This window comes from Lactobacillus sp. CA30L (genome assembly GCF_059900845.1).
In genome coordinates this window covers 173,398-194,662 of sequence record NZ_JBWXGB010000003.1, presented here as the reverse complement: position 1 = coordinate 194,662, position 21,265 = coordinate 173,398, and the positions used below count along the sequence as shown (strand labels likewise).

Sequence of the window (21,265 nt, the reverse complement as noted above, 5' to 3'; positions counted from 1 at the left end):
GAGAAATCATGTCCCAATTTAACCCCAATATTTTACACGCCTACTTCATCTGCGGCTCCCAGGACGTGCCGGCAGGCAAAACGCTGCCCGGGCTGGTTGAAGAAGCACTAAAGGCTGGCATCACCGCATTCCAGTTTCGCGACAAGGGTCCTAAATCCACGCTGCGTCCTGAAAACCGCCTGGCCATGGCCAAGCAGCTGCACCGCCTCTGCCAAGAATACCACGTGCCCTTCTTCATTGACGATGACGTGGAGTTGGCATTGAATACCCACGCCGAGGGCATCCACGTCGGGCAGAGCGATGAAGCCATCGAACAAGTCGTGGCAGCGGTTGACGGCCAGATGATCGTCGGCTACTCCTGCTCCACCCCGGATGAAATCATGCAAGGCGATCTGATCGCGGGCATCGACTACTACGGCAGTGGTCCCATTTTTGCCACCCAGTCAAAGGACGACGCGGACCCCGAGATTGGCCTTGCGGGCCTCAGCGGATTGGTTGAACAAAGCAAACGGCCGGTTGTGGCCATCGGCGGCATTACCACAGACAGCCTTGGGGCAATTGCCGAGACGGGTGCGGCTGGCGCTTCGGTCATTTCGCTGATTGCCCGCAGTCCCAACGTTGAAAAGACGGTCAAAGCAATGCTTGATGCACCGTGGGATAACTAATTAACTTTTAATTCTTAAATACACTTACGCCAAAAGACCCGGTTTCTGTTTCGAAACCGGGTCCTTATTTTTGATAGCTTTGATTAGGCAACTGCCAATTCAACTTTTTCAAGAACGTTTCGTAGACCGGGCAAGGAGCGAACCCAAGACGGCGATAGGTCCGCCTTGCCAGTGGTGGGATTAGCAGCACCCCTCCAGCCCAGTTTCAACTTGCGTGGATGGTTTTCGAAGGCAAAGCAGCAGGTCAGAATTTTGCCCCGGATGCGAATGCCAGGGTAATTTTCGCCAGCATCCGGCTGATCATTCGCTTTTTTGCTATCTCTTCCAGAAATTCGTCATCCATAATAATGTCCTACCAAAATTAGTTGTGCCCCACCTATTTTTACTTAAACTAAACGTAATTAACGGAAACCTCACCGAATTTGCTTGTACCCTGCAAAATCACGGTTGGGCCATCTCCTCTAGACTCGCCGTTGATTTCCACGTCGCCAAAGACGGCAGACAGATGGTCCTCAAGCCGCCAGGACAGCGGTAGGTAAAGCGCAACCTCGCCCATCGACGCATTGACGGTGACCGTGACGGTATCGCCCGCAGCTTTTGCTGAGTCAAGGTAGACGGCCACCTCGCCCATCGTGGAATTGATCGTGACGCTCTCCAGATTTTGCGAGCGCACGTAGCGGGAAACGTCCGACAGCTTCTGGTTGATTACGACGTTGCGCTCATCCTCGGTTTTAGCGCCAGCCGTAAAGCGGTCCTTAGTCTGGTCCTTAGTCTCAAAGTCGCCGTCCTCCCAGTGATGATTCATTTTATGGTTAATGAAGTACGTGGTCCCGCGGTGCCATCTTTTTGAAAAAATCAGGCACAGCCCCGCATAAACCAGGCAGGCTGCCAGCAGCAGCGTCCACGGCACAATCCTGGTAATGTGCAAGGGACCTGCATACACAATTAACAAAAATGCGCTTGAGAAGACCATGCCAAAAATATTTCTGCCCGCAATGCTGTTAATGAGCGTTGCCCCAAAAATAATGGTCCAGACAATTGTTCCCACTCCTAAGTTAAATGACAAAACGTGCAGCTGATTCAGTACCAAAAAGACCGCTGCCGCAACTAAACCGATGCCCCATAGCATCTCCTTGATTTTCTGCTTTTTCATTATGATGACCCTCTCTCATTTAATCGATCACTTAAACTATGATAATACCGCCGTGAAACATAAACAGTCTTGTATGAATCTTGAAAATGCACCTGGCAGTTTGAAATAGACCGCGTCAAGGCGTAAATTTGCTTTAAGTTCAAAATAGTCGACTTGGACACGCGCATAAACTGGCTGCTGAGCAAATTTTCTAACTCGTACAGCTTGTAATTAACCACAAACGACTCGCGCTGCGTATGGGCAATTACCTGCCTGTCTTCCGTTTCAAAAAATAAAATATTATTTAAATTTAAATAATATGTCATATCATCTTTATAACACTCGAGCTGATCTGGTCGCGTACTCACTTCCTGCAGCTGCCGGTAGATTCGTTCTACTTCCGGCGATAATTCCGGGGCATGGATCGACACGACCGCTTCATCCAAATCAGGGTCAAGCTCAATTTTGACTTTCAAGATTCTCACCTGCCTTTTAATTAATTGCTTTTATTAAACGCTAATTTTTTCATAAAAGCCAGCCTATTTTCCCAAGCGGTCATCCTAGACGTCCAAGCGGTCAATTATCTTGTAGAAAAAGCAGTGCAAAAGTTATTTGAGGCAAGCAAAAAACAGATCACCGTGATCTGTTTTTCATTTAACACTATTCAATCTTATTCAGCGCATCCCTGACCGCGTCCTTTAAGCCGCGCGTCGTATTGGAAGCGCCTGAAACGGCATCAACGTCAACCGTATTTTCTTCAACCATTTTCTTCGGAATCTCATTAATGGCCTTTTGGCCATAATCATCAGACTCAGCCTGCTTTAAGACTTCAACTTTTTTAATGTTTTGCTTTTCGTCGACTGTCACCCTGACAACGATCTCGTCCCCGATACCCTTGTCAGACTTACCAATATACTGATTAGGTGTAGTGGCGTAGTCTTCTTTTTTAATATCTGATCCTAAGTTGGGCGTTTTAGCCGTCTCGCTGCGATCATTCCCAGATGGATCTATCTCTTCAGCATCATCTTTGGGGTGTGCCGCGTTTTGCCCGGCAATTTTGCCGAAAATCAGACAATCAGCCAGGTCTGACCCACCCTGGTACAAGTTGCACATGTTGCTGCCAAGCTCACCGGCACCATACAGATGTGGAATTAGCTGGTGTTCCGGGTTGAGAATTTCAGCGTGGGCATTTCTTCTTGGACCGGCTTCCGACCAGCCAATTGTCTGCACCAGTGGGACCGCATAGTACGGGCCTGATTCAGAAAATGCACTCAGCGTTTCTGGGGCGCGGTGGAAGGCATAGTCATGCTTCTTTTCTGCAAAGAAATTAAATTCATCAATTGTACCCTGCAACTTTTCTACTGAGACGTCGATTTTTTCTGCTAGTTCACTGATTGTAGCGGCCTTAATCACAGAATTTAGCGCCTTGTTGTCAGGAAAGGCATCAATCTCGCTAATCTCATCGTACTTCTTTTGGTCAAAAACAAGGTAAGGATGAAGCGGATTGAGCGGCTTATACCAGGAACCGTGGTTTTCGACATAACCTTCGCGGGCCGCCTGATCTTCCTTGAAGTAGCGGGTGCCATCGTCTCCAACGGTAAAAATGCTTCCCGTGTTAAAAACCGGATTGCCCATGTAAAACGGTGCACGCTTCATACCCGGTTCATAGAAGGCAAAGCTCTGCTGCATTCCGCCGGCAGCATACATCGACATGTGCCACATGTCGGCACCGGCTTCGTGGGCTAAATCAATGCCCTTGCCCTTGTTGTACAGTGTACCAAGCGGAACCAATTTATGTGAGCCAATGTAGTCCTGAATCATCTGGGGGTTGTTTTCGATTCCCCCTGTTGTCAAGACAACACCATTTTTAGCAAAAACGTTTATTAGCATATGATCCCGTTCAATTTGTGCCCCAACGACCTTGCGATTAGGGGTTTGCAAAAGATGAACAACGGGTGAAGAATACCAAACGTCTATCTGGTCGCTGCGGTCAAGCACATTCTGGCGCAACACATTCCACAAGGCAGCATTAAAAATTCCCGGCTTTAGCGTAATCATGTCGTAGCTCTCGGCACCAAGCAGATTAGGATGATCCGCAATGACCGCATCATCTGGCAAGCCCAGGATTGTCTTGTAGCTGACCGGCTGGTCAACACCGAGATACTTTTTAAAGTATTCTTTCATGTGCGTGATGCCGTGAACAACCGTGTCTTCAATTTCTGGATCAATCTTGAATTGTTGTGCCAAATGTTCGTAATACGAACGGTAACCTGCTTCACTGCTGCTGTAGCCAACCAGTTCTGCCGCATACCTGGTGTTGCCGCCTTCATGACCCTCTGGCGCAGAATCCACTAGCAACACCTTCGCCCCGTTATCTGCAGCAAAGCGAGCAGCTGTTGCTCCGGCACCCCCAAAGCCTAAGACAACCACGTCATAACTAGCATCATAATGCGTATCTTTATTTACTATCATAATTTAAAACCTCGACTTAATATATGTTAACCATATCACATTCGTGTGCTCATAGTATCCAATAACTCTTTATTAAGCTAGCTTTCAACTATACAAAAGCCGCCCACCCACAAGGTGAACGGCTTTTAAATATTTCTATTCCAAGCCCACCTGATGGAAAATCTCATCAACGTGGCGCAAGTGATAATGGTAATCAAAGGCATCCGCTATGTCTGCTTCTGACAGGTAATCCATGATTCTGCTGCCTTCAACCAACTTCCTAAAGGAGATGCCTTCGTCCCACGACCTTGTCGTTAATTTTTGAACCATGTCATAGGCCTCTTCACGGGCCAAACCGGCTTCATCAATCAGTTTGAGGAGCACGCGCTGCGAATAGATCAGACCGTAAGTCTTGTCCATGTTTTGGCGCATCCTGTCAGGAAAAACATCGAGCTTGGCCAGATTACGGTTGAAGCGGGTCAACATGTAGTCGATGCCGATGGTTGTGTCCGGCAAGATTATCCGCTCCGCGCTGGAGTGCGAGATATCACGTTCATGCCACAAAGTAACATCCTCATAGGCCGTGACAACATGTCCGCGCAGCACGCGGGCCATGCCGCACAAGTTCTCACAGCCAATCGGATTGCGCTTATGCGGCATTGCAGACGATCCCTTTTGCCCCGCACGAAAATGTTCTTCAACTTCATGGATTTCCGAGCGCTGCAGGCTGCGAATCTCCGTGGCCCAGTTTTCGATGCTGGTTGCAATCAGTGCCAAAGCGGCAATGTATTCAGCATGCAGGTCGCGCGGCAAGACTTGGCTCGTGATGGGCTGCTGGGTTAATTTTAGCTGCTTTAAAACACTGGCTTCAACTGCGGGCGGAACGTTGGCAAAAGTACCCACGGCTCCGGAAATCTTGCCGGACTCCACTCCTCTTGCCGCATGCTCGAACCGGTCAATATCGCGGTTAAGCTCGGCATACCAGCGGGCCAGCTTAAGCCCAAAAGTCGTCGGTTCAGCCTGCACGCCGTGCGTACGCCCCATCTCGACCGTATCCTTATACTTGAGCGCCTTGGCCGCAATCGTCGCCTTTAATTCGACTAGGTCCTGCCGAATGATGGCATCGGCTTGCCCGAGAAGATAGCCCTGCGCGGTATCAACCACGTCAGTTGAGGTAAGACCAAAGTGAACCCATTTTTTCTCCGGGCCGAGGCTTTCCGAAACCGTCCGCGTGAAGGCCACCACATCATGGTGCGTTGCCGCTTCAAGCGCAGCAACCCGCTCAACCGTGAACCCCGCATTTTGCGCGATTTTAGCCGCATCTTCCTTAGGTATTTCGCCTAATTCGCTCCATGCATTTACCGCCGCAATCTCAACCTGGAGCCAGGCCTCATACTTGTTTTCATTTGACCAGATTTTCCCCATCTCTGGGCGTGTATAACGATCAAGCATTGGACTATAGCTCCCATGGATCTTGCAAGACAATTGTCTGCTCGCGGTCAGGGCCAACCGAAACCGTCACGAGCGGGACCCCTACCAAGTCGGAAACACGCTGCAAGAATTTCTGGGCATTGCCCGGCAAATCCGTCCACGTTTTGGCACCCGTAATATCTTCTTCCCAGGCTGGCAGTTCTTCATAAACCGGCTGACAGCGGTCTAATTCCTTCAGGCTTGCCGGATAATAATCAATTTTTTGCCCGTCCAACTCATATGCGGTTGCAATTTTTACCGTGTCAAAGCCACTGAAAATATCGAGCAGGTTAAGGCTCAATGCGTTGATGCCGGCCACGCGCTTGGCGTGCCGCAGAGCCACAACATCAAGCCAGCCAACCCGACGCGGGCGCCCCGTAACCGTGCCGTATTCATGGGCCGTTTCCCGGATGCGGTCACCTGTTTCATCCAGCAGCTCGGTCGGGAAAGGACCGGCTCCAACGCGGGTCGTGTACGCCTTGCAGACGCCGATCACCGTCTGCAGGAGGTTGGCCCCGATTCCAATTCCGCTGGCAATGCCACCGGAAATCGTATTTGATGACGTAACAAAGGGGTAGGTGCCCTCATCAAGATCGAGCATGACGCCCTGCGCGCCCTCAAAAAGCACTCGGTCTTGATTATCGAGGGCGGCGTCAACCAAAACCGTGGTATCAGTCACATACTTCTGCAATTTCTGACCATATTCATAGTACTTGGTAAAGATATCGTCATAGTTAAGTGCAGGCTTGCCGTAAATCTTGGTGAACAACTCGTTCTTTTCTGCAATGTTGGCCCGCAATTTGGCGCTAAAAGTATCTCTTTCAAGCAAGTCGCAAACCCGGATGCCAACCCGCGAAGCCTTATCCATGTAGGCCGGCCCGATGCCATTCTTGGTCGTGCCAATCTTGCCCGCACCCTTGGCCTCTTCCTGATATTCGTCCAGCAGAATGTGGTAAGGCATGATGACGTGCGCGCGGTTGGAAATCTTAAGCTTGCTAGTGTCAATGCCGTTTTGAGCCAAGTTGGCCAATTCAGCTAGAAGCACTTCGGGATTAATCACCACGCCGTTGCCGATCACCGCACCCTTGCGTGATGCAAAAATACCTGACGGAGTCAACCGCATCTTAAAGGTCTTGCCGTCCATTTCAATCGTGTGTCCGGCATTGTTGCCACCATTTGCGCGGACCGCATAGGCAGCCTCCCTGCTCAAAAAGTCGGTAATTTTGCCCTTACCTTCATCGCCCCATTGACTTCCAACAACTGCAACTGCTGTCATACTTTTCACCTCATAAAAATTTTTCCAAATTCACGTTATTAGTCTAGCAACTTCTAATCGCTCCGTCAAGGAAAAACACGAATTATTATGGCGTATATGTTTTAAATAGTTCGATTATAATATTGACAAGCCGGGGATTTTTTATTATAGTTACTGCGCTACAAAAGTTCTTAGTTTAGGAGCGGATTTATCAATGAGCAATTATTTTAACGTAGAAGCCTTCGATTATGATGATATTCAGCTTATTCCCAGCAAGGGGATTATCAAAAGCCGTCACGACGCGGATACCAGCGTTAAGCTAGGAAACCGAACATTCAGGATCCCGGTTGTTCCGGCCAACATGGAGAGCGTGATTAATGCTGACCTAGCCGTCTGGCTCGCCCACAACAATTACTACTACGTAATGCACCGTTTCCAACCGGAAAAGCGCCTTGATTTCATTAAGATGATGCATAAAAAAGGCCTGTTTGCCTCGATTGCTGTCGGTATTAAGCAAGGGGAGTACGATTTTATCAATCAACTGGCCCAAGAAAAAATCATCCCCGAATATATCACCATCGATGTCGCCCACGGCCATTCCGTGTACGTTATTGACATGATCAAGCATATCAAGGAAAAATTGCCGGACGCGTTTTTAACTGCGGGCAACGTGGCAACTCCGGAAGCGGTGCGTGAACTGGAAAATGCCGGTGCAGATGCCACCAAAGTTGGCGTCGGCCCCGGACGCGCCTGCATCACCAAACTCAAAACTGGTTTTGGCACCGGCGGCTGGCAGTTGGCTGCCCTGCGCATGTGCAGCAAGGTGGCCAGCAAGCCGATAATCGCCGATGGCGGCATACGTTATAACGGCGATATTGCCAAATCTGTCCGCTTCGGTGCAACCATGGTCATGATCGGTTCCATGCTCGCCGGACATGAGGAATCCCCCGGCAACGTGATTAAGATCAACGGCAAGGCCTACAAGCAATACTGGGGCTCTGCGTCTGAAGTCCAGAAGGGCGCCTACCGCAACGTTGAGGGCAAACAGATGCTGGTGCCCTACCGCGGACCCATCGCCGACACGCTGCAAGAAATGCAGGAAGACCTGCAGTCATCCATTTCCTATGCTGGTGGCAAGGACCTCAGCGCCATTAGGCACGTTGACTACGTTATCGTCAAGAACACGATCATGAGCGGTGACAAGTAGCCCGGCAACTTTTCTGGCCAAACTTTGAAATTGTTATGGAAATAAAGCGTTTTTTTCGCTAAAATGGTATTTGTCTCAGCATTGTTAGGTAGTCAGTGCTGAGATTTTTTGTGCGCAATTTATAATTAAAAACCAAATTTCGCTGATTCTTTAGTCATTTCAACTTGAATTCGCCCACATGCCCGCGCGGTTTTCTCCCCCTATTTTTACGCAATCAATTTAATTGTGATTGGTAGTACAATGTTAATTAGTAAAGGGCTTTCACAAAAGGAGGAGCACAATGACCAAGATTGATTATCAAAAGCTAGTTGACGAAATGCGGGCCGAGTTTAAGGCCGGCGATGATAAACGTGATGCGGGCTTACCGACACAGATTCCCGGGGTGGAACGCTTCGATGACCTGCCATACGGCGAGGAGCCAACCTACCACAGGCTCGACGTCTACCTGCCCCGAAACCCCACCAGGACAAAATTGCCCGTGATTATCAACATTCACGGGGGCGGCTGGGTCTACGGGACCAAGGAAACCTACCAGTTCTACTGCCTTGCCCTGGCAAAGGAGGGTTTTGCCGTCGTCAATGCCAATTATCGTCTGCCGCTTGATGTTGTCTATCCCAGTGAGCTCGATGACATCAACCGCGTCTTTCACTGGGTCGCACAAGACGAGCACGCCAACCGGTATCACTTCGACCTGGACAACGTGTTCGTCGTCGGCGACAGTGCCGGTGGGCAAATGGGCGAGCAGATTCTGGCCGTCTACACCAACAGTGAATACCGCAAGTACTTTGGCTACACCGTTCCCAACTTGACCATCAGGGCGGCAGCACTGAACTGCGGGGCCTACTTCCTGACCGCAATCAACTCTTACCACGGCGCGCCCGAGGCCTACTTCCGGCCGGAAATTCGCATGGCAAAAAGCGACCAGCTAAACGTTGAGCAGTACCTCACCCACCACCTGCCGCCGCTCTTTTTGGCAACCTCCACCGACGACTTCTTGCGCGATAACGCCTACATGTTGGCCGGCTACCTGCGTGCGCGGGGCATCTACCATGAACTGCATTCCTACGGCGACAAGGACCACCCGCGCGGCCACGACTTCCAGATCAACCAGCGTGACGACCTGGCACGCAAGTGCAACTTGGAGGAGCTGGCGTTCTTCCGCAAGTACATGGGATAGCAATGGGCAATAACGAAACAGCCCCCTTTTAATCTAAAAACAAGCTTCTGCATAGTTACCTTAACGTCTAGCTATCAGAAGTTTTTTCATGATTAAACATTTATTCGCTTTAAAAGACATAATTGTTTATTTATGTATCCCCTTAACTAGCAAATTAGCTATTTTTCCTTGCAAAATCAGCTAATTCAAGGCTCGGTTCAATTCTCTTAACTTGTAGTTTAGGCATTATAATCTTTCATAATACGTTTAAGACTGGCTACAGTCTGTTGAATTAACGATTCAGTTTTTCGTTCGGTCAGGTAAGCAAGGCCATAAGAAAAGTCATCTTGATAATTCAAGTTGTAATAACTAAACCCGGTTTGACCAGAACTGATTGCAAAATTAGGAATGATTGCTGCTGTGGAAGTCGAAGCTAAAACATAGTTGTACATCAAAGAATAATTATCAACCGCTTTGATATTAGCCGTGCCCAGCTTTCTGTATAAGACTTGATTCAATTTAAAGGCACTCGGATAGGATTGATCGGTAAACGGGATTAGCACTTTAAGATTTTTAAGCTCAGATAAGTGAACAAGTGACCCTAATTTATAAGTTGAATCAGAATTGAGCATTACCATGAACTTACCCGCCATTGCCTTTTCAAAACATATCCCGGGTGTGTTTTCAACAACGTCATTTGCCACCATTGCTACGTCAATTTTGCGGTTGGCCAGTTGCGAAACATAATCACCCACGTAATTAACGACAAAGTTAAAACTTCCGGGCACAAATTGTTTCAAAAAAGTTGTTAGCAGGTCACTTTCAAACGGTGAGTAATCCAACCCGACATTAATATTGCTAAGGCTTCGCTTCTGATGCGTATTTTTTATATTGACAATCGCCGCGTCCTTTTCCTTGAGTATGTTTAGCGCAACACCATAAAAGTACTCACCATCCCCAGTTAAGGCGATTTTATGTGGATTACGAATAAGCAGCCTAGTCTTTAGCTCTTTCTCCAGATCATTGATATTTTTAGAGATAGCAGGTTGGGTAAAATTTAACTTCTGAGCTGCAACGGTAAAGCTCAAGTTATCAGCAACATAGATAAAGCAACGTAGTTGGGTAAAATTCATTTTATTATTCCTCTTGGTAATAACCTATTACAATGTCTGAACGGTATATTCACTTTCACAAGCTATCATTAGTATTAGTAATATACGTACTAATGAAAGGAAAACAAGCATGACAAACATATATGATGTTGTAATTATTGGTGGTGGACTAGCGGGCTTTGCAGCTGCAACCGAAGCTGCCGACAAGGGACTCAAGACGCTGCTTTTGGAAAAGGGGCATACAACTGGCGGAACCGGCAATTATGTAGAAGGAATCTTCGCGGTTCAATCACAAATACAAAAAGAAGCCGGTATTAAGATTAAGCCAGAAAGCATTCTTCAAGCTGAGCTTAATTACTCGCACTACCAGGCCGATGGAATGATTTGGAAAAAATACATTCACCAATCCGCCGCAAACGTTAGCTGGCTGCAGGACCACGGCGTTAATTTTACGGGTGTAGTTAACATGGGGACAGGAGTGGCCACGTGGCACTTGTTTGAGGGCTACGGCGATCATGCTATTCACGAGGGCTTGGAACCCTATATTAGAGAAAAGGGCGTTGAGATAAAAACATTAACGCAAGCCCAAGAACTGACCCCAACTGGCTCCGGCGATTTTCTACTAAAGATTGTTAACGTTGCTGATCACTCTACGCAAACCGTCACTGCCAAAAATGTTATTCTGGCTACTGGCGGCTACCTTAATAACAAGGAATTAATGAAACACGCCAACAAGTATAACCCCGAAAAAATTGTTGCCGTCAATTCCGGCAAAAGCACCGGTGACGGCCTGCAAATGGCCTGGAAGCTTGGCGCACGTAAATTTTTCACCGGTATGACCATGAACTTCGGTGGTCAGATCTATGACCAAACCGGGCAAGTACCGACTTACGAACTTTCAGACTGGAACTTGGGCAGCGCGGTCTGTGATGAACCGATTTTATGGGTTAACGAAAACGGTGACCGGTTCGTCAACGAGTTCGACTGCGTAACCAACTGGGCCAATGAAGGCAACTCAATGTTGCGCCAAGACCGCGTTTTTGCGATTTTTGACCAAAAAACAATCGATGACTTTACCAATAAGGCATTCCCGCTAGACCTGCACCCCTTCTATGAGCTGCCAAATTATCCTAACCTTAAAAAGGAAATTAAAACGGCTCTAGATAAGAAGCTTAGCTTCATCACTAAGGCAAATAGCCTGGATGAACTAGCCACTAAAATCGCTGCCCCCAATTTATCCGCAAGTATCAGTCACTACAATGATCTCGCATCAGCTGGCTCTGACGGCGACTTTGGCAAAAATGCACGGTATCTCCTGCCAATTAAACAGGGACCATTTTACGCAATTGAAATGGCGGTTGGCGCTTTTACCACCGGTGACGGACTAAAAGTAAATATTAATAACGAAGTAATTGATCAACAGGGGCGGCCGATTAAGCACTTATATGCAATTGGAAGCGATGGCTCTGGGGTCATCTACGGCGACACTTACGGCGTGGAGGTTAGTGGGACCCATGCCGGCTACTGTATCTACTCTGCCCGAAACGCTGTCGATAGCATTGTCAACAGCCCAGCGGAAGTCGATTAAACTTTAAGCACCTAAAAGGACTGTCCGGTAATTCCGAACAGCCCTTTTATTATTGTGCACTGCCCAGTTTCCAATAACCCCAAGCAATCATCAATAACATCAGTAGCAATAATACAATCCCAACTAAAAACACGATATTCCAATTCAAAAACAGTTCATAAATCAAACTTACAGCGGGTACAGAGAAAGCACCTATTAAGTAAGTAATTGAGTTAATGTAGGAATACCCGGCTGCAAAGTTCTTCCCCAAGATATCTTTGGCAAAAATCTGCTCACCCGGTCCATAAATATCCGTTAAAACGTCAGCACCAATTGAACTGATCAGCGCAAAGGAAACCTCATGCCTCGTTGTAGCCATAATAAGTAGCGGAAAAGTACACAAGCCCAGTAGCGTCCAAAGCGGCAGCACTCTGCGGCCACCAAACTTTTCGGTTGTGATAGCAAAAAGCGGCGTAATCAAAATATCAATACTGGTCATAATGGTCTCCATTAGACCACCAGCTTTAGCACCAAAGCCGACCTTAACCGCATAAGTGGGAAAGAGCTGACTCATATTCGAAGCAAAAGTAATTGCTACAAAGAAAATCAACGTGATCAGGAATTGCCGTGATAAAATAATCTTCTTCGCATTTGCAGACTCATCGGGCTGTTCAATTCTAGTGTTATTTGCTTTTGCGGCTTCAAAGCCGTACGGCCTTAACCCTAGCACTTGCGGACTCGTTTTCATTAATAATGCACAGGGAAGTCCTAAAAGAAGTGTTAGGCCCGCAAGAATCAGCATGGTTTGACGCCAACCAACCGAGCCGATAAGGAAAGTCAAAGTTGGCGTCATAATTAACAAGTAGACGGTCGAAACAAATGAACCCATGGTAAACGCAAGGTTTTTCTTTTTGGCAAACCAATTATTAAGTACTATTCCTTGAACAACGGTACCACAGGTCGCACTACAGGCACCGACGATTATTGCAAGTACATAGAGTTCCCAGACTTCGTTAATTAACGAAAAAGCCCATATGCTAACGGTTCCAACAATCACGGCCGTCAGCGTGATTTTGCTCAGACTAACCCGGTCAACAATCTTGCTAATTATTGGCAGCATAGCAGCAATTGTAAAGCTGATTAGCGTGTAGTAGAGTGCCACAATTGACATTCGGCTATTAAGCGATTGAACTAGCGGATTTAAAAACAGGCTGAACAGTAGCGTGTACGTATATTCCAGCAAGCTCATTAGTAGGCCCGTGGCAATAATAATCAGCCAGGGATAGATCCTCTGCAGTTTTTGTATAACTTCATTATTAGACATTTAGTTCATACTGCATCAATTCAAGCGACTGTATTATAACGCAGCCTGCTGGCCGGCCAACCTGCCAAACGTTTGGGCATGACTTGCGGTCAAGCCCGGGACGTGATCCGGATATGAACCCCAGAAGAAGCCGCCGCTTGCATTGCCAGCTGCAAATAAGTGCGGGATCACTTCACCTTGCGTGTTAAGAACCTGCATCTTAGTGTTGATGCGCAAACCATCGAGTGTTGCCAACAGGCGCCCACCATAAACGGCACCGTAAAATGCACCATCAGTTATTGGCAAAAGTCTGAAGCTTTCCTTGCCAAATTGGGTGTCTTGGCCTTGGGCACACATTTTATTGTAATCAGCAACGCTATCTACAACATTTTGAACTGGCAAATTCAATTTTTTAGCCAGTTCTTCAACAGAATCCGCCTTCTGAATAAAGCCTTCTTTAATCCTAGTGGCAATCTCTTCCTTATTTTCATCCGTATTGTAAAAACCAGGCCAGTTCAAACGTGCACAGCCTAACGTGTGGAACTTCTGCAGATTATTCATGGTCGCATCGTTCCAAATTGCCACTTGCAGGTAGCCCGGCTGCTTAGTTGCCCTGTTCATGTCAAACTCGTACGGCGCACTTTCGTTTCCTACCCGTTCCCCCTTCAAATTCAACTTCAGCAACGGATAGCTGCCCATCCAGAAGTAACCCACGTCTTCCCAAGACTTAACGTAGTACTCGTTCGTGTTAGTGCCAACAGGAACCGAGCCCCGGTCGAAAATAATTTCAGCGGGCTCTTCATCCCGCCAAGCACCAATCTCAACCGCAGCAACCTGGCCTGAACCATCGTCGCGTGGACTGTCTGAATAGACGTTCTTCTTCAAGCCGAGCGGATTCCACTTCTGCATTAGGGCTTCATTTGAGCCGTAACCCCCAGAGCAAATGATGACGCCCTTCTTGGCCTTAAATTCTTTTACTTCAGAAGTCTCCGTGTTTTTGGTAACAACACCAGACACGACACCATTTTCGGTAATTAAGTGTTCTAGCTTGGTTTGCCACATAACCTGCGCTCCAAGCTCCTGCGCCTTTTCAACCACCCACTTACCATAGAAGACATCTTCGTTTTTATCGTTGGTAACATCATGCTCGGTTGGAAAGGCCGTATTAATCAAAGTCTGATAATGAGCATCTGGTTGAGCGTAAAGACAAGCACCATGCGGCTTCAGAACGTTATCTTCAAGCCAGTCAACCGTGGCTGCACTATTATTAACCCACGTCCAAAGCAATTTTTGATCAACATTATCCTGGGCAAAGGCGGATAGATAGTTAATTAATTGGTACTTATCAATTTCTATGCCCGCCTTCTTTTGTGCTTTCGTTCCAACGGCTGCAAGCGAGAGGCGGTACAGAAAGCCCGTGCTCTTCACCTTATCGATAAGCAAAACTTTGGCACCTTTTTCAGCGGCCGCACATGCTGCCATGCCGCCTGAGTTGCTGGCACCCACAACAATTACATCGTATTCGTTTTCATTCATGTTCATAATTATTCTCCTAAAATTATATTCTTTTGCTTGCTCTTCTCTCGCCAACAATAACTGCGATTAAGACAACCAGTTCACACGCAGCTACAATTCCGACGACAATGTTCCAATTATGCGATTTGTCAGCAATGCTACTCAAAACAGGTGTTGCAAACGCGCTAACAACATAGGTGATTGAACTTGCGTAAGAATAACCCGCGTCGAAGTCCTTGCCCAAGATATCCTGGGCAAAGACCTGCTCGCCCGAGCCCATGACAACGGAAATTGCATCAGCGGGTATCGCAGCTGCTAGTGCTAGTGGAACCAGTCTGGTCTGGTTGGCCACAATCATTAATACGGGCGCCAAAATCGTAAGGAACAGCCACCATGGCAAGGCCTTGCTACCGCCGAAATGATCGGTAGTAATACCAAACAGCGGTGTCATTACGAGGTCAGCAACAGTAATGATCGTTGCAATTAATCCACCTACACCGGCACCAAAACCAATACCCTCAGCAAATGACGGCCAAAGTGACGTCATATTGCCGGCAAATTCGTTGAAACAGAAGAAGACGAGCACTAGCACAAACGACAAGGAAAAGATTACCTTGCCAACACTTGAATTAGTGCTGCTGGTTTCATCATCTTCATCATTTAGTTGTTTTAATTCTTCTTGCGAGGACACACCATAAGGTAATAAACCCAGTTTGGCAGGTTCAACCTTTGTAAAGAGTGAACAAGGAATACCAACTACCAGCATGATAATTGCCAATATGATAAAGGCCCTGCGCCAACCATTGCTTTGAATAATCTGGGAAGCAACGGGCGTGATGATTGCTAGAAAAATCGTGTTAAAGAAGGCCCCCGCCGTAAACGCAAAGTTCTTTCTCTTAACGAACCAATTATTGATTACTACACCTTGAACTACATACCCGCTAAACCCGCAGCAGATACCAACGACACCAGCCAAGATATAGAAAGCAATGACGCTATTGGCCATTGAAAATAACCAGGTCGAAACGGCCGCTACAGTAATTGAACCTAAAAGCAACATCGAAACGTTCACTTTATGGATAAATTTCCCTACTAAAGTTGTCCCTATTGCCGTTGCCAAAATCAGGACTGTGTAGTAATAAGACACGGACCCTAACCTGCCGCCGCCAATTGAATTAGCCAGCGGCGTCAGAAAAAGTCCCATTACCTGTGTAAATACCCCCGCAACGACGCCACATAATAAACCGGTAGTGACAATCATCAACCAGGGATACAGCTTTTGCTTTCTACTCATTTCATTTATCCTTTCTCATTTTTTTATTTCCTTTGACACATTTATGGTAGCATTGAGTTAAGCACTTACATCAGACATTAAAGAAAACAGCTTTGCCAAATTGGCAAAGCTGCTCAACACTTTAGGTGACTATTATGAACACTACACAAATAAAATATTTCTTATCACTGGTGAGAACCAAAAACATCTCGCAAACCGCCAATCAGTTGTTTGTTGCTCCTTCAACCGTTTCCAAAAACATCCATAAATTAGAAACCTTTTTAGGAACCAAACTGATTAAGCCTGGACGCCGCGGCATCGAACTAACAACGAGCGGTGAGTTCTTTTACATTAAGGCCAAACGCCTTTACAAAGATATTGATGATACAATAACCGATATTAAAAATAGCAATTTGAAGGCAGACGAACCAATTACCGTTGCTTTTACCGGTTCATTGTTTGAAATAGAATTTTTATCAAATTTCATTCAAGCTTTGGACAGAAAATTGCAGCCAAGAATCAACCTTGAAATTTTTGACCCCAATGATGGCAACGGCATTTCTACTTCCTTAATTCAGGGCAGGTACGACTTTGTTTTATACCAAAATGACTTCTTCATTGACAAAAGAGAAATTACGTTTGAACCCGTTTTTTCAACCGGATTATCAGTCATAATTTCGAAGAAAAATCCACTTAGTAAAAAGACTTCCTTAAATATTAAGGATTTAGCCAAGGAAAATGTCTACATCTGGAACTCTGTTCCACCGCTTCCTTTAATCAATCACTTTAAGTTTGAATTGGCCCTCAAATATCCCGAGTTTAACTTCAAAAGCATCAGCGACGAAGTTGTCCTTGAAATTCTATGCGCTAGCAATCAGTGCCTGGGCATTGTTCCCAGCGTTCTTTATGACAAGGTCAACGAAAATTTGGACTTTGTTTTATTAAATTATCCAATATCATTCGAAAACGGGATTGCTTACCGAAAAGGCTACGAGCAGAAAAAGTATTTCAAGCCCATTTTTACTGCCCTGAAAAATGCGGAGTTAATTGAAAAAGAAAGTTGGATATATTAAAAAGCCCAAGGAAAAATTTCCCTAGGCTTTTTAACTGCATATCTAATTCTTATTACCTATTCATTATCTTGTTCCAGCGCTTAATCCACGAAGACAGGTGGCTGTTAACGTACGCGAAGTCCATCGTCTTGGCGCGCTTGGTCACGGCCCCGTAGGTCTTGTTGGCGGCTTCTGCCGGCGTCAGCTTGACCTGCGTGTTAACCGGTGCGTTGTTGAGCGACTTGGCACTGGCCACGCGCTTCTGAATGACCTTGCTCAGGCGAAAGTCGATGTACTTGTAGGCGGCCTCGACGTTCTTGCTGCCCTTCAGTATGCCGACGTTGTCGTAGTTGACGTAGGTGCCGGAAGCCGGTACCAGATACTTCAGGTTGGGGTTGGTCGCCTGGAGCATGGCAACCGCGTAATCGCCAACGACCGCGGCGCTAACCTCGCCGGTTTTAAACATGTTGCTCAGGTCCGAACTCTGCGTGTACGTCTTCACCACATTGGGCTTCAGCTGCTTCATCGCCTTAAAGGCCACCTCAGCGTCATCGCTGGTCGGGCTGGTCCCCGCGTATTCGCCCGCGACGTAGAGCATCGCCGGACCAAAGGTGGTCACGATGTCCGGAACGGCAATCTTGCTCCTCAGTTTCTTGGACCACAGGTCGCCCCACTCCTTGATGTGGACCTTCTTAGGGTTATAGATGATGCCCACGCTGTTGGCGGTGTACGGGACCGTGTTGGTGTCCCGGGCCAATTTTTGCTCGGCGGGCGTCAGCGTTTTGAAGTTTTTGAGCTTGGAAAAGTCTAGCTTTTTAAACAGCTTCTTCTTGGCACCCGTGGTGGCATTGTTCTGCGCCAGCTCGATGACGTCAATCGAGGAATTGGGGTTGTGCTCAACCTGGATTAACCTGGTTGAACCATCCTCAAACTGTGTAGAGATCTTGACCTTTTCTTGCTTGGCAAACGGATTGAGCACGTCCGAGCGCATCTGCTTGGTCGATATGCCAAAAGTTGAAACCGTTAAATTGCCGCCGCCGGAATTCGCGGAACAGGCGGAAGTAACAAGGGCGGACCACGCAACGATTACGCTGGCTGCCAGCAGACTGATTTTTCTGAATTTCATGAATGGACCTTTCCTAAAAACTAAATTACTTTGACAGTGGGTGCAAGTGCTTGGCCGGGAGGGTGACCGTTACCGGGTCGCCCGGGTCACGCATTTTCTGGCGCGCCTCCTCAACCTGGAGGACGCCCAGGGGCGTTTCAACCGTGTACTTGAAGCTCTGTCCGAGGTATTCGCGGCCGGTAATCGTACCGGCAAGAGTATTTGCGGCCTCCGCCCCCGCGTTCAACTGGATGTTTTCGGGGCGGATTGTCAACACGGTTGCCGCCGCGTTGCTTTCACCGGTGGCCAGGACCTGACCGTGATTTTCAACGTGGTAATCGTCCTGCCGGCTAGTGGCAGAGACGGGAATGAAGTTGTCGTAGCCGACGAAGCGGGCAACGTACTCCGTTTTTGGATGGTGAAAAATATTCTGAGGCGTGTCAAACTGTTCGATGTGCCCCCGGTTCATCACCAGCACCCGGTCGGAAATGGCGAAGCACTCCTGCTGGTCGTGGGTAACGAAGAGCACCGTGATCTTCATCTTCTGCTGCAGGCGGCAGATTTCCTCGCGCATCTTGAGCCGCAGCTTCGCATCGAGGTTGCTGAGGGGCTCATCCATCAGCAGCAATTGCGGGTTGGTGACCAGGGCGCGGGCCAGGGAAACCCGCTGCTGCTGACCACCGGAAAGCTGGGCCGGAAACTTGCTGGCCAGCTGGCTTAAGCCAGTCATTTCCAGCATCGCCTCAACCTTTTCCCTAATCTGGTCCCGGGGGACCTTGCGCATCTTCAGGCCAAACGCAACGTTGTCGTAGACGCTCAGGTGCGGGAACAGCGCGTAGCTCTGGAAGACCATGCCGAAGTTTCTCTTGTAAACGGGCACCTTCGTGATGTCCTTGCCGCCCACCAGAACCTGGCCGCTCGTCTCTTCGATTAACCCGGCGATGATCCGCAGTGTTGTGGTCTTACCGCAGCCTGACGCACCCAGGATCGACACGAGTTCGCCGTCTTCAACCGCGAAGGAAATATCCTCTAGGACATTGGTTTTGCCGTCGTAGGATTTTACTAATTTTCTAACTTCTAGATTTGCCAATGTAGTAACCTCTACTTAGTAATATTTTTGATGCCGATTGCTTTTTCAACCAAAAACATCATCAGTGCCGTGAAAATCATCAAAATCACCGAGATGGCGGACACGGTCGGGTCGTAGTTGTTCTGCAGGTAGTTCAGGATTGCCGGTGGCAGCATGGTCAGCGACGGTCCGTTCATGAACAGTGACAGCGGAATATTATTGAAGGAATTGATGAAGCACATCATGAAGGCGGCAATGATGCTTGCCTTGATGTTGGGCAGAACAATCAGGAAGAAGCCCCTTCTCAGCGAACAGCCGTAAATCCAGCCGGCTTCCTCAATGTGGCTGTCCATCAGCAGCATGCTCGCCGTGATCAGGCGAATAACGTAGGGCAGGCACAGTATGAAGTGGCCGATAATCAGGCTAATGAAAACGGGGATGCGCAGCGTGATCACCGCCGCCTGGTAAAGCGCAAAGCCGATCACTATTTCCGGAATCAGCGTAGGACTCAGGAAGAAGGACTGAAACCAGGAAGCGCGGTGGATGTTAAAGCGGGTCAGGGCGTAAACGGCCGGGATGCCGACCACTAGGGCCAGGCCGCTGGCAATCAGCGCCACAAGCAGGCTCGATTCAAAGCCCGCAATGAAGTCCGGCTGCTGAAAAATATTGGCGTACCAGGAAAACGTGACCCCGGTAAGCGGTAGGGAAATTGAATTTGCGGTATTAAAGGACGTAATCACGACTAAAATCAGCGGCAGCATAATCATGGCCAGGATAATAATCGAAATCACCGTCAGTGTTTTATTTTTACGATCAAGCATAACTCGGCCTTCGATCTAAATGACTAGTAATTCGCCTCATGATCCACATCGAGAGCGCAGAAATCAGGATTAGCACCAGGGCAATTACGCTGGCATTCTGCCAGTTCCCCAGGGTCATCGCCTGCTGGTAGATAAACGTCGACATCACCAAGTGCCGGTTGCCGCCCAAAATCTGCGGCGTGGTGTACGCGGTCATGGTGCCGGCAAAGACCAGGATGCAGCCGGTCAAAATGCCGGTGGTTAGCTGGGGAATGACAACCTTGAACAGTGAGTGCACCGGACTTGCACCCAGAACCGCCGCGGCTTCCTCGATTTCAATGTTTAATTCGGAAATGCTCCCAACGAGGGAATTAATCATAATTGGTAAAAACAGGTAAACCGAGCCGATAATAATAGCGGTATTTGAATAAAGAATATTCAGCGGGGCCGTGATTAAATGCAGCTCGAGCAACACCTTATTAATTATGCCATCATGGCCCAGGATAATAATCCAGGCAAAATTTCTGACGACGGCGTTGGTTAACATGGGGAAAAGTATCAGCAAACTCAAAATTTGCCTAATAACCGTTTTTTGTCTGCCAATCCATAAAGAGATGGGCAGCCGCAATAGCAGGACTAGTGCAACGGTGACGAATGCAATGAACAGTGTGCGGCCAATCACCTGCCAATTATACGAACTCTTCAAAAACTGCACGTACAGTGAAAGGAAGCCGCCCCGACCCTGGAAGGTCGGAACGATAATTTCAATAAGGGGGAAAAAGGTAAAAACTAAGACCCCCAAAAATGCTGGAACTAAGAGCCAGACGGCTGATTTTTGCTTCATAGATTACCTACGATTTGCTTTCCAGAATAGCAGTTTTTGTTTTGCACGTCAACAATTAATACGAACATAATATGTGATTATACGTTATAAAGTTTATAAAAAACTGATAATTAAAGGATTTAATTTTTTAAAATAAATTTTAATGAATAAAAAACGAACATTATTAGTAAATTGCGCTTAAGCATCTATCCTAGCATCCTTCTGACTGTATGAAGAGCAACAAAAAGGCGCTGAGAAAATCATCTCAACGCCTTTTTATTGTAATTTATTAGCAAGTTCCCTAACGGCA

18 protein-coding genes are annotated in these 21,265 nt (G+C 47.5%); 5 read left to right on the top strand and 13 right to left on the bottom strand.

What is annotated here, in order from left to right:
• Nucleotides 1–5: 5 nt before the first annotated feature.
• Nucleotides 6–665, top strand: a complete 660-nt coding sequence (thiE, locus tag AC2JF8_RS05005) for a thiamine phosphate synthase (RefSeq protein ID WP_500761774.1) — start codon at nucleotides 6–8, stop codon at nucleotides 663–665.
• Between the two features lie 391 nt (nucleotides 666–1,056).
• Here the strand turns inward: thiE and AC2JF8_RS05000 are convergent, their stop codons facing one another.
• The 5 genes from AC2JF8_RS05000 to AC2JF8_RS04980 form a co-directional block, all read right to left on the bottom strand.
• Nucleotides 1,057–1,818, bottom strand: coding sequence for a LiaF transmembrane domain-containing protein (locus AC2JF8_RS05000; RefSeq protein ID WP_500761621.1), 762 nt, complete (start codon nucleotides 1,816–1,818; stop codon nucleotides 1,057–1,059).
• Entirely contained in the window at nucleotides 1,818–2,273 is a 456-nt protein-coding gene (locus AC2JF8_RS04995) for a LytTR family DNA-binding domain-containing protein (RefSeq protein ID WP_500761772.1), read from the bottom strand. Before AC2JF8_RS04995 ends, AC2JF8_RS05000 begins: the two co-directional genes overlap by 1 nt.
• A gap of 184 nt (nucleotides 2,274–2,457) precedes the next feature.
• A complete protein-coding gene (locus tag AC2JF8_RS04990; RefSeq protein ID WP_500761619.1) occupies nucleotides 2,458–4,269 on the bottom strand; it encodes an FAD-binding protein in 1,812 nt (603 codons plus the stop codon).
• A 135-nt stretch (nucleotides 4,270–4,404) separates the two neighbouring features.
• Nucleotides 4,405–5,700 (bottom strand): adenylosuccinate lyase, encoded by a 1,296-nt coding sequence (gene purB, locus AC2JF8_RS04985; protein ID WP_500761617.1) that lies wholly within the window; start codon nucleotides 5,698–5,700, stop codon nucleotides 4,405–4,407.
• A gap of 4 nt (nucleotides 5,701–5,704) precedes the next feature.
• Nucleotides 5,705–6,994, bottom strand: coding sequence for an adenylosuccinate synthase (locus AC2JF8_RS04980; protein ID WP_500761615.1), 1,290 nt, complete (start codon nucleotides 6,992–6,994; stop codon nucleotides 5,705–5,707).
• Between the two features lie 193 nt (nucleotides 6,995–7,187).
• Between AC2JF8_RS04980 and AC2JF8_RS04975 the strand changes: the two genes are divergently transcribed.
• Both AC2JF8_RS04975 and AC2JF8_RS04970 read left to right on the top strand, forming a co-directional pair.
• Nucleotides 7,188–8,180: a GMP reductase gene (locus AC2JF8_RS04975; protein WP_500761613.1), complete on the top strand. Its 993-nt coding sequence runs from the start codon at nucleotides 7,188–7,190 to the stop codon at nucleotides 8,178–8,180.
• 280 nt (nucleotides 8,181–8,460) lie between these two features.
• Nucleotides 8,461–9,357 (top strand): alpha/beta hydrolase, encoded by an 897-nt coding sequence (locus AC2JF8_RS04970; protein ID WP_500761611.1) that lies wholly within the window; start codon nucleotides 8,461–8,463, stop codon nucleotides 9,355–9,357.
• 218 nt (nucleotides 9,358–9,575) lie between these two features.
• Here the strand turns inward: AC2JF8_RS04970 and AC2JF8_RS04965 are convergent, their stop codons facing one another.
• Nucleotides 9,576–10,469, bottom strand: a complete 894-nt coding sequence (locus AC2JF8_RS04965) for a LysR family transcriptional regulator (protein ID WP_500761609.1) — start codon at nucleotides 10,467–10,469, stop codon at nucleotides 9,576–9,578.
• Nucleotides 10,470–10,578: 109 nt separating this feature from the next.
• Here AC2JF8_RS04965 and vprA point away from each other — a divergent pair, with 109 nt between their 5' ends.
• Complete coding sequence (vprA, locus tag AC2JF8_RS04960; protein WP_500761606.1) at nucleotides 10,579–12,036, top strand: vinyl phenol reductase; 1,458 nt, start codon at nucleotides 10,579–10,581, stop codon at nucleotides 12,034–12,036.
• 49 nt (nucleotides 12,037–12,085) lie between these two features.
• On the opposite strand, the gene AC2JF8_RS04955 is transcribed toward vprA, so the two are convergent.
• From AC2JF8_RS04955 to AC2JF8_RS04945, 3 genes are read right to left on the bottom strand one after another with little or no spacing between them, the layout of a single operon-like run.
• A complete protein-coding gene (locus AC2JF8_RS04955; RefSeq protein WP_500761604.1) occupies nucleotides 12,086–13,339 on the bottom strand; it encodes an MFS transporter in 1,254 nt (417 codons plus the stop codon).
• 33 nt (nucleotides 13,340–13,372) lie between these two features.
• Nucleotides 13,373–14,860 carry an FAD-dependent oxidoreductase gene (locus AC2JF8_RS04950; protein WP_500761602.1) on the bottom strand — a complete coding sequence of 496 codons (1,488 nt, stop codon included), beginning with the start codon at nucleotides 14,858–14,860 and terminating at the stop codon, nucleotides 13,373–13,375.
• Nucleotides 14,861–14,876: 16 nt separating this feature from the next.
• A complete protein-coding gene (locus AC2JF8_RS04945) occupies nucleotides 14,877–16,127 on the bottom strand; it encodes an MFS transporter (RefSeq protein ID WP_500761600.1) in 1,251 nt (416 codons plus the stop codon).
• A gap of 134 nt (nucleotides 16,128–16,261) precedes the next feature.
• On the opposite strand from AC2JF8_RS04945, the gene AC2JF8_RS04940 reads away from it, so the two are divergent.
• Nucleotides 16,262–17,179 carry a LysR family transcriptional regulator gene (locus AC2JF8_RS04940; RefSeq protein WP_500761598.1) on the top strand — a complete coding sequence of 306 codons (918 nt, stop codon included), beginning with the start codon at nucleotides 16,262–16,264 and terminating at the stop codon, nucleotides 17,177–17,179.
• 52 nt (nucleotides 17,180–17,231) lie between these two features.
• Here AC2JF8_RS04940 and AC2JF8_RS04935 read toward each other — a convergent pair whose 3' ends face one another.
• The 4 genes from AC2JF8_RS04935 to AC2JF8_RS04920 are packed head-to-tail and all read right to left on the bottom strand — an operon-like array spanning nucleotide 17,232 to nucleotide 20,976.
• Nucleotides 17,232–18,284 (bottom strand): ABC transporter substrate-binding protein, encoded by a 1,053-nt coding sequence (locus AC2JF8_RS04935; protein WP_500761596.1) that lies wholly within the window; start codon nucleotides 18,282–18,284, stop codon nucleotides 17,232–17,234.
• Nucleotides 18,285–18,309: 25 nt separating this feature from the next.
• Entirely contained in the window at nucleotides 18,310–19,353 is a 1,044-nt protein-coding gene (locus tag AC2JF8_RS04930; protein WP_500761594.1) for an ABC transporter ATP-binding protein, read from the bottom strand.
• Between the two features lie 11 nt (nucleotides 19,354–19,364).
• Nucleotides 19,365–20,153 carry an ABC transporter permease gene (locus AC2JF8_RS04925; RefSeq protein WP_500761592.1) on the bottom strand — a complete coding sequence of 263 codons (789 nt, stop codon included), beginning with the start codon at nucleotides 20,151–20,153 and terminating at the stop codon, nucleotides 19,365–19,367.
• Nucleotides 20,146–20,976 (bottom strand): ABC transporter permease, encoded by an 831-nt coding sequence (locus tag AC2JF8_RS04920; RefSeq protein ID WP_500761590.1) that lies wholly within the window; start codon nucleotides 20,974–20,976, stop codon nucleotides 20,146–20,148. Before AC2JF8_RS04920 ends, AC2JF8_RS04925 begins: the two co-directional genes overlap by 8 nt.
• Nucleotides 20,977–21,265: the final 289 nt, after the last annotated feature.